The organism is Mycobacterium sp. (genome assembly GCF_025965855.1).
Taxonomy (GTDB): domain Bacteria; phylum Actinomycetota; class Actinomycetes; order Mycobacteriales; family Mycobacteriaceae; genus Mycobacterium.
In genome coordinates this window covers 1-11,002 of record NZ_JAOPWB010000175.1, presented here as the reverse complement: position 1 = coordinate 11,002, position 11,002 = coordinate 1, and the positions used below count along the sequence as shown (strand labels likewise).

General features: G+C 67.6%; 11 protein-coding genes and 1 pseudogene. 3 read left to right on the top strand and 9 right to left on the bottom strand.

Translation table 11 applies throughout. The annotated features are described in order from the left end of the window. On the top strand, window positions 1-1,086 hold a 1,086-nt coding region (locus JWP83_RS14405; protein WP_297730977.1), incomplete at its 5' end, for a cytochrome P450. Here JWP83_RS14405 and JWP83_RS14400 read toward each other — a convergent pair. Together JWP83_RS14400 and JWP83_RS14395 are read right to left on the bottom strand one after the other, a co-directional pair. Then, window positions 1,083-1,928, bottom strand: a complete 846-nt coding sequence (locus JWP83_RS14400) for an NAD-dependent deacetylase (protein ID WP_297730975.1) — start codon at window positions 1,926-1,928, stop codon at window positions 1,083-1,085. The two genes, JWP83_RS14405 and JWP83_RS14400, sit on opposite strands and share 4 nt — an antisense overlap. Window positions 1,929-2,021: 93 nt before the next feature. Continuing rightward, window positions 2,022-2,561 (bottom strand): cysteine hydrolase family protein, encoded by a 540-nt coding sequence (locus JWP83_RS14395; RefSeq protein WP_297730973.1) that lies wholly within the window; start codon window positions 2,559-2,561, stop codon window positions 2,022-2,024. Between the two features lie 59 nt (window positions 2,562-2,620). Here JWP83_RS14395 and JWP83_RS14390 point away from each other — a divergent pair, with 59 nt between their 5' ends. Continuing rightward, window positions 2,621-4,663 (top strand): NAD(+) synthase, encoded by a 2,043-nt coding sequence (locus tag JWP83_RS14390; RefSeq protein ID WP_297730971.1) that lies wholly within the window; start codon window positions 2,621-2,623, stop codon window positions 4,661-4,663. On the opposite strand, the gene JWP83_RS14385 is transcribed toward JWP83_RS14390, so the two are convergent. The 5 genes from JWP83_RS14385 to JWP83_RS14365 are packed head-to-tail and all read right to left on the bottom strand — an operon-like array spanning window position 4,660 to window position 9,337. Continuing rightward, a complete protein-coding gene (locus JWP83_RS14385) occupies window positions 4,660-5,208 on the bottom strand; it encodes a YbhB/YbcL family Raf kinase inhibitor-like protein (RefSeq protein ID WP_297730968.1) in 549 nt (182 codons plus the stop codon). The genes JWP83_RS14390 and JWP83_RS14385 overlap by 4 nt on opposite strands. Then, window positions 5,205-5,765, bottom strand: a complete 561-nt coding sequence (locus JWP83_RS14380; protein WP_297730966.1) for a 3-isopropylmalate dehydratase — start codon at window positions 5,763-5,765, stop codon at window positions 5,205-5,207. Before JWP83_RS14380 ends, JWP83_RS14385 begins: the two co-directional genes overlap by 4 nt. Further along, the gene (locus JWP83_RS14375) at window positions 5,762-7,009 is read right to left on the bottom strand and encodes an aconitase/3-isopropylmalate dehydratase large subunit family protein (RefSeq protein WP_297730964.1); all 1,248 of its coding nucleotides are present in this window, start codon (window positions 7,007-7,009) and stop codon (window positions 5,762-5,764) included. The genes JWP83_RS14380 and JWP83_RS14375 overlap by 4 nt, the downstream gene beginning before the upstream one ends. After that, complete coding sequence (locus tag JWP83_RS14370) at window positions 7,000-7,887, bottom strand: isocitrate lyase/PEP mutase family protein (protein ID WP_297730962.1); 888 nt, start codon at window positions 7,885-7,887, stop codon at window positions 7,000-7,002. Before JWP83_RS14370 ends, JWP83_RS14375 begins: the two co-directional genes overlap by 10 nt. A 10-nt stretch (window positions 7,888-7,897) precedes the next feature. Further along, window positions 7,898-9,337, bottom strand: coding sequence for an MmgE/PrpD family protein (locus JWP83_RS14365; protein ID WP_297730960.1), 1,440 nt, complete (start codon window positions 9,335-9,337; stop codon window positions 7,898-7,900). A gap of 71 nt (window positions 9,338-9,408) precedes the next feature. Here JWP83_RS14365 and JWP83_RS14360 point away from each other — a divergent pair, with 71 nt between their 5' ends. Beyond that, on the top strand, window positions 9,409-10,233 hold the full coding sequence (locus JWP83_RS14360) for a GntR family transcriptional regulator (protein WP_297730957.1): 825 nt from the start codon (window positions 9,409-9,411) through the stop codon (window positions 10,231-10,233). Here JWP83_RS14360 and JWP83_RS14355 read toward each other — a convergent pair. Both JWP83_RS14355 and JWP83_RS14350 read right to left on the bottom strand, forming a co-directional pair. Beyond that, window positions 10,230-10,871: an isoprenylcysteine carboxylmethyltransferase family protein gene (locus tag JWP83_RS14355; RefSeq protein WP_297730955.1), complete on the bottom strand. Its 642-nt coding sequence runs from the start codon at window positions 10,869-10,871 to the stop codon at window positions 10,230-10,232. The two genes, JWP83_RS14360 and JWP83_RS14355, sit on opposite strands and share 4 nt — an antisense overlap. Window positions 10,872-10,886: 15 nt before the next feature. Then, window positions 10,887-11,002: pseudogene (locus tag JWP83_RS14350) on the bottom strand (ribokinase); the annotation flags it as partial.

The window sequence follows — 11,002 nt, the reverse complement described above, 5'->3', positions numbered from 1 at the left end:
ACCTCGGACGGCTTCCACATGGTGGCGCCGGATCCCAACGGCGAGCGAGCCGGACACGCGATCACCCGGGCGATCCAGCTCGCGGGCCTCACCCCCGGCGACATGGAGCTGCTGGAAGCCTCGCAGTCCTTCCTGGCGATGGACCCGCCGCGGCACACCAAGCTGCGCAAGGTCGTCAGCGCCGCCTTCACCCCGAGGCAGGTCCGCCGCGTCGAGGACTCGATCAAGTCCAACGCCAAGGCCATCGTCGAAGAGCTGCGCGCCGCGGGCAGCGGTGCCGATTTCGTGGACCACTGCGCCAAGCAACTGCCCATCCGCACGCTGTCGGACATGGTGGGGATTCCGGAGTCCGAGCGCCAGCACGTGGCCCACGCCGCCGACGCGCTCGTGTCCTGGGCCGACCCCATCTACCTCGCCGGCCGCAACCCGCTGGAGGTGTTGGTCGAGAACCAGATGTACCTCCACCAGGTCGCCGGCACCCTGGCCGCCGAGCGGCGCGAGCGGCCCGGCGATGACCTGTTGAGCAGCCTGGTGAACGCCGAGGTCGACGGCGACCGGCTGTCCGACGCCGACGTGTCCGCGTTCTTCGTCTTGCTTGCCGTGGCCGGCAACGACACCACGCGTCAGACCGCCAGCCACGCGATGAAGGCGCTCACCGACTTCGGAGACCAGCGGGCCTGGCTACGCGAGGATTTCGACAACCGGGTCGGCACGGCGGTCGAGGAGTTCATCCGTTGGGCCACGCCGGTCATGACCTTCCGCCGCACGGCGGCAACGGATGTCGAGCTGGGCGGCCAAACCATCAAGGCGGGTGAGAAGGTGGTGATGTTCTATCCGTCCGCCAACTGGGACACCGACGCGTTCAACGAACCGGACCGTTTCGACGTGAGCCGCAACCCCAACCCGCACGTCGGCTTCGGCGGCGGAGGAGTGCACTTCTGCCTCGGCGCCCATGTGGCCCGGGCGCAACTGCGCGCCATCTTCGGCGAACTGCTGGGTCAGCTGCCCGAAATTCAGGCGGGCGAACCGGCATACGTGCCGGGCAATTTCATTCACGCCATCCGCAGCATGGCGTGCACCTTCTAAAGCGTGGGCGCTAGCGCCCCCAACTCGCCGGCCATCAGCGTCAGCAACTCCGAGCACCCGCCGTTGACCTTCACGGTGGCCAGGTCGTCGCCGCGCGTGCGGCCGCGATTGACGATGGCGATCGGGATGCCGCGCGCCGCGGCGTGGCGCACGAATCGGTAGCCGGAGAACACCGTCAGCGACGAGCCCGCGACCAACAGCGCTTCGGCCGGGTCGACCAGCGAATACGCCTTTCCCACAACGTCTTTGGGCACGCTTTCGCCGAAGTAGACGATGTCGGGCTTCAGCATGCCGCCGCAGCGCGGGCAGTCGAGGTAGCGGAACGAGGCGGTGTCGGCGACGACTGCGTCGGCGTCGGGAGCCACCGCCAGCCCGCCCACGGCTTCGGCGCGCTCGCTATATCCCGGGTATCCGGGGTTGAGCGCCTCGAGCCGTTCGGCGAGCGCGGCCCGGCTCATGCCGTGCCGGCAGCTCAGGCAGACCACCCGCGCGTAGGTGCCGTGCAGGTTGACGACGTTTCGGCTGCCGGCCTTGGTGTGCAGCAGGTCGACGTTCTGGGTGATCACCCCGGTCACCACCGACGCCCGCTCGAGCGCGGCCAGCGCCCGGTGCCCGGCGTTGGGCAGGGTGTCGTCCATGTGCCGCCACCCGACGTGGTTGCGCGCCCAGTACCGCTGCCGGAACACCGGATCCGAGGTGAACTGGCGGATGGTCATCGGGTTGCTCGGCGGGGAATCGGGGCCCCGGTAGTCGGGAATGCCCGAGTCGGTGGACATCCCGGCACCGGTCAGGACCGCGACCCGGCGGCCGGCCAGCACCGCGACGAGTTCCGGCGATTCCATGGCACCAGGGTAGCCACCCCGCGCGAGCGTGCGTGTCTGTCCGCCGACACGCCGATGAAGCCGGCATTCTGCGCAACCTCGCGGCCGGTGTTGCTAACCGAGGCAGTCGGCCACCGTGGTGAGCTCGGCGGACATGTTCTGCTGCATCATCTTCAGCGCCGCCTTGCTTAGCCCGGCGTCGATGTGGGCGACGGCGTCGGTCGGGATGACGACGGGGAAGTGGCGCACGTAGGCGTCGAGGGCCGTATACAGGATGCACTGCTCGGTGACCTGCCCGGTGAGGATCAACCGCTTGGTTTCCAGGCGACCGAGCAGATACGCCAGCGCCGTCGCATAAAAGGCGCTGTGGCGGACCTTCGTCATCACGCGGCAATCCTCGGAGGGCACGATCGGCTTGATCAGATCGGGCCGGGCGCCATCGAGCGCGGATCGGACGATGTCGGAGAACTGAGCGGTGAAATCGCCGTAGTTGTCGTTGATGTAGACCAGGTCGACGCCGTCGGCCTCACGCGCGCGGCGGAGGAGGTCGGCGAGTGGGTCGATGATTTTCTCGACATTGGGTATCAGTTCTTCAGCGTCGGGATGCTGATACGTGTTCATCATGTCGACCACTACGACAGCGGTATCGCTCATGCCGTTGGGGATACCCGCCGGCGACGAGTTGACAACCGTCGGGCGACAATGGGAGGGCCATGGACTTTTACAACGCCTACCGCCAGGGTTTTGTCCGCGTCGCCGCCTGCACGCACCACACCACGATCGGCGATCCGGCGGCCAACGCCGAGTCGGTGCTCCGGTTGGCGCGCCAATGCCACGACGACGGCGTCGCGGTGGCCATCTTCCCTGAGCTGACGCTCTCGGGGTACTCCATCGAGGACATCATCCTGCAAGACCTCCTGCTCTACGACGTCGAAGGCGCCATCGCCGATATCGTCGCGTCGTCGGCCGACATTTTGCCGGTGTTGGTCGTCGGCGCCCCGCTGCGCTACCGGCATCGCATCTACAACACCGCGGTGGTCGTCCACCGCGGCGCGGTGCTCGGCGTCGCGCCCAAGTCGTACCTGCCCACGTATCGGGAGTTCTACGAGCGCCGCCAGATGGCACCGGGGGACGACGAGCGCGGCATCATCCGCATCGGCGATATCGAGGCCCCGTTCGGCCCCGATCTGCTTTTCGCCGCATCCGACCTGCCCGACTTCGTGTTGCACATCGAAATCTGCGAGGACATGTTCGTGCCGATACCGCCCAGCGCGGAGGCGGCGTTGGCGGGGGCGACGGTGCTGGCCAACCTATCCGGCAGCCCGATCACGATCGGCCGCGCCGAGGACCGCTGCCTGCTGGCGCGCTCGGCGTCGTCGCGGTGCCTGGGCGCCTACATCTACGCCGCCGCGGGGGAGGGCGAATCGACCACCGACCTGGCCTGGGACGGCCAGACGATGGTTTGGGAGAACGGCGTGCTGCTGGCCTCCTCCGAGCGATTCCCCAAAGGGGAGCGACGCAGCGTCGCCGACGTCGACCTCGAGCTGCTTCGCTCGGAACGGCTGCGGATGGGCACCTTCGACGACAACCGGCGCCACCACCGGGCGGCGGCGGAGTCGTTCCGGCGCATCGAATTCCGGCTCAACCCGCCGGCCGGCGACATCGGGCTGCGCCGCGAGGTCGAGCGCTTCCCGTTCGTGCCGGCCGATCCGCAACGCCTGGAACAGGATTGCTACGAGGCCTACAACATTCAGGTCTCGGGGCTCGAGCAGCGGCTGCGGGCGCTGAACTACCCGAAGGTCGTCATCGGCATTTCCGGCGGGCTGGACTCGACGCACGCGCTGATCGTCGCCGCGCGTGCGATGGACCGCGAAGGACGGCCGCGCAGCGACATCCTGGCGTTCACGCTGCCCGGCTTCGCGACGGGAGATCGCACCAAGCGCAACGCGTTCGAGCTGTGCCGCGCGCTCGGCGTCACCTTCTCCGAGATCGACATCACCGAGACCGCGCAGTTGATGCTCAAGGAGATCGACCATCCGTTTTCGCGCGGCGAGAAGGTCTACGACGTCACCTTCGAGAACGTCCAGGCCGGCCTGCGCACGGATTACCTGTTCCGGCTGGCCAACCAGCGCGGCGGGATCGTGCTGGGCACCGGTGACCTCTCCGAGCTGGGGCTGGGCTGGTCGACGTACGGGGTCGGCGACCAGATGTCGCACTACAACGTCAACGGCGGCGTCCCCAAGACGCTGATCCAGCACCTGATCCGCTGGGTGATTTCGTCCGACCAGTTCGAACCGGAAGTGTGCGAGGTGCTGCAGTCGGTGCTTGACACCGAGATCACGCCGGAGCTCGTCCCAAGCGGCGAGGAGGAAGAGCTGCAGAGCAGCGAGGCCCAGGTCGGACCGTTCGCCCTGCAAGACTTTTCGCTGTTTTATGTGCTGCGCTTCGGGTTCCGGCCGTCGAAGATCGCGTTTTTGGCGTGGCAGGCGTGGAGCGACCCCGAGCAGGGCAATTGGCCGCCGGGATTCCCCGAGGGCAAGCGACCGTCGTACTCGCTCAAGGAGATCCGGCACTGGCTGGGAGTTTTCGTGCAGCGGTTCTACGCGTTCAGCCAGTTCAAGCGCTCGGCACTGCCTAACGGGCCCAAGGTTTCTCATGGCGGTTCGCTGTCGCCGCGGGGGGACTGGCGCGCGCCGTCGGACATGTCCGCCCGGATTTGGCTCGACGAGATCGAACGTGAAGTCCCAGATGATTAGCGTTCGTAGGTGCCCGTCAATGCGCCGCGGGCCAGCACGTGTCCGGTCATCGCGGCCAGCAGCGCCTTGGCGGTGGTGACGGTGTCGGCGATGTGTTCGCCGACCGCGAACACATGGAACCGGTAGTGGTGCGGCCCGTGCCCGGGGATCGGGCGGGGTCCGGCATAGCCGCGGTGACCCAAGTCGGCTCGGACGAAACGCATTCCCGCGGTTCCCGGCCGCAGCGAACCCGCGTCGACGCCGCCAACCGTCGGTTCCATCAGCGCGATGGTGTGCAGCAGCGGGCGGAGGAGGGGCACGTCGACGTCATCGATGACGAGCACCAGCTGCCGGGTCCCGGGTCTCAGCCCGTCCCAGCGCAGCGGCGGCGACACGTTGTCGCCGACGCCCGTTCCCGCGCTAGACAGCGGCATCGCGCCGCCGTCGGCGAAGGCGGTGCTGGTGACGGTGATGGATTCGGGCGCGTCGAAGCCGCTGTCGGCGAACGGGCTTCGCTGCGTGCCCGCGCGAACTCCGCGCAGGAGTCTGCCCAGCAGCGAGATCATGCGCCGCTGCCAGCGCCGCGGATCGCCACGGCGGGTGACCGCAACAGGTCGCCTAATTGGCTGGGCAGATACCCCTGCTCCATCAGCCGCGGCAGTATGCCGCCGCTTTCGATGATGTCGAGGATGAGGTCGGGCAGCTTGGGGACGGTGCCCGAAGCCCCGGTGGTGTCGTTGCGCCAGCTGCCGTCGCTCAGATCGAAGGTGCCGGTGTCGCCTTCGTGGAAGACGCTGGTTGCGTCGGGGACGGTCATCGCCGGCAGTCCCGAATTCACGGCGTTGCGGAAAAACAGCGAGTTGAACTCCTCGGCGACGAGTCCGGCAATGCCGAGCTCGACGAACAGCGCCGCGACCGGTCGCGACGAACCCAGCCCGAAGTTCTTGCCCGCCACCACGATGTCGCCCGGCGCCACCCCGTCGGTCCAGCCCGGCCGGACCTCATAGAAGATATGCTTGGCCGCTTCTGCCGGCTCCATCTTCATCGCGAACGCCGGATACATGGCGTCGGTATTCAAGCTGTCGCCGAACAGCCACACTTTTCCGCTGAAGGAGAGCGTCATGCCGTCACTCTTCTCGGGTCGGTGATGTAACCGGTGATCGCGGACGCCGCGACAGTCGCCGGTGATGCCATGAAGATCTCGGCCTCGGTGCTGCCCATGCGTCCGGTGAAGTTGCGGGTGCTCGAGGTGATGCACACCTCCCCGGGCCCCACCACTCCCATGTGGTAGCCGAAACACGCGCCGCAGGTGGAGTTTGTGATCACGGCCCCGGCGTCCGCGATGTCCTGCAGATGCCCCCGCCGCATGGCCTCCCGGTACACCGCCTGTGAAGCCGGCGTGACCAATAGCCGCACCCCCGGCGCTACGGTCTTGCCGCGCAGCACTTCCGCGGCGATCTCGAGATCCTCGAGTTGACCGTTCGCGCACGATCCGATGAACGCCTGGTCGATCTTCTGCTTCTCCAGCCGTGACACTGGCAACCCGTTGCGGCTCACGGTGCCCGGCCGCGCGACGTAGGGTTCCAGGGCGGCCAGGTCGATATGCCGGACGTCGTGGTATTCGGCGTCGGGATCCGCTGCCGCAACACGGTATCCGGTGACGCCGCGCTCGTCGAGAAACGACGTCAAAACGTCGTCGGGCTCGAACGTGCTGAAATCGGCCGACACCTCGGCGCCCTGGGTGGCGATGGTGCGCCGATCGTGCATCGGGACGCCGGCCAGGCCGGGCCCGCCGAACTCCAGGTTGAGGTTGGGAGCGTCGCCGTACTCAGCGGCGATGTGCAGGAAGATGTCCTTGCCGCTCACCGTGTTTGGTTTCACGCCCTCGAGTTCATAGCGGACCGTCGGCGCGACCTGGAACCACGTCGTACCGGTGCACATGATCGAATACACTTCGGCGGGCCCCAGCCCGCGGGCCGCGTTGTTATAGGCGCCGGCGGCACAGGTGTGAGAGTCGGTGCAGGCCAAAATTTCCCCGGGGTGTGCCAGCCCGTTCTCGGCGATGACCTGGTGGCAGATCCCGTGCCGGCCCACGTCATAGAAGCGTTCGATGCCGAAGTCGCCGACGAACTTTCGGGCGTGCCCACCGCCGGTGGCGTCCTTGATGGTCGGGGCCGGCACTGCGTGGTCCATGACGACCGCGAGCTTGTCGGGGTCGTGGATTCGGTTGGGCTGTATCCACATCGTGGCGAACTGCAGGTCGATCAGCACGGTCATGTCGACCTCAACCACGACGGTGTCACCCGGCGACACCGAGGCCAAACCCGCCTTGCGGGCGAAGATCTTCTCGATGATGGTCATACCCATGAGCGGTCCGCGATGTGTGCGTACTTGTCGTCGAGCGCCAGCCACTCCGCCATGCCGACCACGTTGAAGAAGTCGCCGGGCGTGGCGGGCAGATGGGCGGTGCTGTCCGTGCCGTTGAGTTCGCAAAGGCTTTGCAGCATCCCGAACGTCGCCTGGATCAGCAGGTTGCTCGGATGGATCGCAATCGCGTAACCCAACTCCTGTAGCCGCGACGCCGACTGGAGCGGCGTCATGCCGCCGAGCACCAGGTTGATCAGCAAGGGAGCGTCCACTTCGCGTGCGATGCGCTCGATTTCACCCGTTTCCTGAGGCGCCTCGACGAAGATGACGTCGGCGCCCGCCTGCGCGTACCGGTTGGCACGCTCGATCGCGACGTCCAGGCCGAGCGGGGCACGCGCGTCGGTGCGCGCCACCACCAGGAGGTCGTCGTCGGACCTGGCGTCCAGCGCGGCGGCGAGCGTCCGTTCGAACACCGCGGCGTCGACGACCTGCTTGTCGGGGAGGTGACCGCAACGCTTGGGAAACACTTGGTCTTCCAACTGGATCGCGGCCACCCCGGCCGCGTCATAGGAACGGACCGTGCGCACCACGTTCATCGGGGTGCCGTAACCGGTGTCGGCGTCGGCGATCAGCGGGACGTCGCCCAACACGCCGGCAATCGTCCGAACCCGGTCGGCCATTTCGGTCGCCGTGACCAGCCCGATGTCGGGCAGCCCGAACCCCGACGCCGCCACGCCGGCGCCGGTCAGATACGCCGCGACGTGGCCCGTCCGTTTGGTCAGCTGCGCCGATATGCCGTCGAAAACGCCTGGCGCGACGATGAGTTCGCGGTTGTCCAGCAAGTCTTTGAGCCGCTGGCGGGCCGGTGTTGTGGCCATGTCCGTCCCTTCAGTCCAGTGCGCTAGCAACGGGTGCGGCGAGCAGATCTATCAGCTGGTCGACGTCATCCAAGTCGTCGAGATTCACCACCGCGTGCTCGATCGCTTCGGCGCGCCCGCGGCGGGTGACCCGGTCGGCGAGCGCGTGGAACTTTGCCCGCAATTCGTCGTTGGTGACGGGATCGTTGGGCGCGCCGTGCGGCAGGGCCACGCGGGCGCGGTGCAGGGCGCCGTCCCGCGTGGTCACCGCGACGTCGGTGCGGAACTTCTCGGTGACGTCGGCGTCGGCGAGCGATTCGTCGAGGTGGACCGTCGTCGCCGCGATCAAGGCCCAGATGTCATCGGAGTCGAGGCGGGCCGGCGTGAACTGCTCGGGCAGCACGTTGCCGTCGAGCAGCGCCGCGGCGGTCGCGTACGCGATGTTCATCTGCGCGCCCATCGGGGTGAGCGGCCGCTCCGGCGGCCACCAACCGTGCTTGTAGATGGTCTCGCCGACGGTGATGTCGACCTTCGAGATGTCCTGGGCATCGACCGAAGTCCGCAGACTTCTCGCCGCATCGATCGCGCCGTGCAGGCCGCCCATGGCGGCGTAGGACTTGACCATGATGATGGCGGTCTCCCATCGCTGCCCGAGTTGCCCGGTCAGCAGCGAGGCGTCCGGGCTGTGGCCCGCACCGAAAACGCTGAGGAATCCGCCATATTCACGCTCGAATACCCGTTTGATGCCGGTATAGCCGGCCGCGGCGAGGCCCGCGGCATAGAAGCCGTTGCGCGCCGCGAGGCCGTGGTGCATGCGCTTGCTCATGGCCTCGTATTGCGCGGCCATCAGCCCCGCCGACTGGGTGCCCGCCAGGCCGAGGGCGTCCTCCAGTTGCGCCGGCGACAGCCCACGCAACTTGCCTGACGCCATTGCCGCGGAGTGGGTGCCGAAGACCGAACCCGAGTGCCAGCCGCGGTCTAGCATTTGGGTGCCGTGCAGCGTATGGCCGACTCGAGGGCCGACTTCGAAGCCGGCGATCGCCGCCAGCAGGAGGTCGGCGCCGGTCGTCAGGTCAGTTGTTCGCGGCATCGTCGACACCGTCGACAGCAGTGCCGGAATGAGCAGCGAGCAACTGTGCAACGGGGCGAGGGGATGGAAGTCGTCGAGCTCGAAACCCTGGATGAACGTGCCGTTGAGCACCGCGGCGGCCGGAGCGCCGGCGGTGCGTCCGGTGCCGACGACCACGGTGTCGCCGGGGCCCTCCAGCCGGAGGACGGCCTCGGTAGCGATGCGCGACCACGGCAATTGGGCCCCGACCAGGGCGCAACCCAGACCATCCAGCAGCAGGTGCTTTGCCCGCTCGAGAACGTGCTGCGGAACATCGTCCAGCGTGAGACCGGCGACCCAGGTGGCCAACCGTCCCGTCGGCCCCGCCGGATCGGTGGCGGCCCCTGGCTGCACGGCGGTCATCGGATCTCTCCCCACGCTGATCAGTTGTTATATATATATAACAACTGATCGAAACCTGCAAGGGCGGCGGTATGGAAGCATTGACCAGCGTGCACCAGAGCAGCGGTACGGCGGCGCCGGTATCCACCGCGGCCGGGGTGCCGTTGCATCGGCAGCTGTTCCTGGTGCTGCACGACGAGATCGACCGCGGCGTCATCGTCCCCGGCGAAGCGTTGCCCACCGAGCAGGCGCTGTGCGACCAGTTCGGGGTTTCTCGCATCACGGTCCGCCGCGCGCTCGCGGACCTGGCCGAACAGGGATACATCGAGCGCCGGCAGGGCGTGGGTTCCTTTGTGCGCGAGCACAGTCCATCGGATCCGTCCTCGGTCGCCGGCTCCTACATGGACGGGCTGCGCCAGACGCAGTTCGAGACCCAGGTCGACATGGTGGAGCTCGGCATGCGCCGTCCGCCGCGGGCCGTCGCCGAGGCGTTGGGGACTTCCGGCGAGCTGCTCCACATCGTGCGGGTGCGACGCCAACGCAGAACGGGCGAACCGCTCATCGTGACCGATGCTTGGTTGCCTCAGGAACTGGCTGTCACGTTGACCGAACCGGCGTTGACCCGGACTGCCCTGTACGAACTGCTCTCGGATGCCGGGGTCAACCTGGACCGCGTGCAGCATGAAATCACCGCCGAGATCGCCGGGCCGCGCTACGCGAACCTGCTCGGGACGGCGATCGGGGCCGCTTTGTTGCGGCTCAACCGCCTGGCCTTTGCGGCCGGCGCGCCCCACCACTATCTGTCTGTGTTGTTATCGCCGAGCCGCAGTCGCGTCGTGATGACGCAGTCGGCGGCCGAACTCGAAACTGGTGACGGGCTGACGATCACCCATGACGTCCGTCGTGAGTCGCGCTAGCGCATCAGTCCGACCCCGGGGACGAATCGACCCACGCCGGCGGTGTAGGCGCGATAGGCGTCGCCGTGTGTCCGCAACAGGTACGGCTCCTCGACGCGACGGACCTGGAGCTCGATCGTGGCGACGAGCAGGATAAGACCCGCGAAGGCAACGACATTCGGCGTCAGCAGAGCGATGCCGAAGCCGAATGTGAACATGGCGGTGTAGATGGGGTTGCGGATCCGGCCGAACACGCCGGTATGCACCAGTGTGGTGGTCTCCTTGGTGTCTACTCCGATCCGCCAGGAATCACCCATCTCGAGTTGCGCGTATACCGTCGCCGCGATGCCGACCGTCGCCACCACGATGCCGACGGTCTGGATCCAGACCTCGTCCAGCACGCCGACGGGTTCAACGACCTTGGCCTCCTGCAGGATTGGGGCGCTCACCGCCACCGCCAGCGCGGCGACGAAGCCGACGCCGGCCAGGCGGTCCAATACCCCACCGGCGCTGACGCCGCGAAATCCGGTCGAGCCGGTCCGCCGATACTGCAGCCAACTGCGCCAGCCGAATCCCAGAACTCCGAATATCGCGAAGAGCACCAGGGCCATGTCGGCGGCGGCCGTCGCCGGCATGCAGGCTCCCATGACCGCAGTCATCGCAGCGACAGTACATCAATGGCTTTGGTCAGGAAAAGCGTCCCGCAGCGCGGCGTCGATCGCTTCGGCGCGGGGTGCGCAGTCACCGGCGCCGGGCGCCCGGGTCGCCAGCGCGCCCGCGGCGCAGGCGC

Excerpts from the sequence above, each read along its gene's own strand:
- JWP83_RS14400 (WP_297730975.1), bottom strand. The coding sequence starts at position 1,928 with ATGGAATCGCCGGAACTCGTCGCGGTGCTGGCCGGCCGCCGGGTCGCG.
- JWP83_RS14395 (WP_297730973.1), bottom strand. The coding sequence starts at position 2,561 with ATGAGCGATACCGCTGTCGTAGTGGTCGACATGATGAACACGTATCAG.
- JWP83_RS14390 (WP_297730971.1), top strand. The coding sequence starts at position 2,621 with ATGGACTTTTACAACGCCTACCGCCAGGGTTTTGTCCGCGTCGCCGCC.
- JWP83_RS14385 (WP_297730968.1), bottom strand. The coding sequence starts at position 5,208 with ATGATCTCGCTGCTGGGCAGACTCCTGCGCGGAGTTCGCGCGGGCACG.
- JWP83_RS14380 (WP_297730966.1), bottom strand. The coding sequence starts at position 5,765 with ATGACGCTCTCCTTCAGCGGAAAAGTGTGGCTGTTCGGCGACAGCTTG.
- JWP83_RS14375 (WP_297730964.1), bottom strand. The coding sequence starts at position 7,009 with ATGGGTATGACCATCATCGAGAAGATCTTCGCCCGCAAGGCGGGTTTG.
- JWP83_RS14370 (WP_297730962.1), bottom strand. The coding sequence starts at position 7,887 with ATGGCCACAACACCGGCCCGCCAGCGGCTCAAAGACTTGCTGGACAAC.
- JWP83_RS14365 (WP_297730960.1), bottom strand. The coding sequence starts at position 9,337 with ATGACCGCCGTGCAGCCAGGGGCCGCCACCGATCCGGCGGGGCCGACG.
- JWP83_RS14360 (WP_297730957.1), top strand. The coding sequence starts at position 9,409 with ATGGAAGCATTGACCAGCGTGCACCAGAGCAGCGGTACGGCGGCGCCG.
- JWP83_RS14355 (WP_297730955.1), bottom strand. The coding sequence starts at position 10,871 with ATGACTGCGGTCATGGGAGCCTGCATGCCGGCGACGGCCGCCGCCGAC.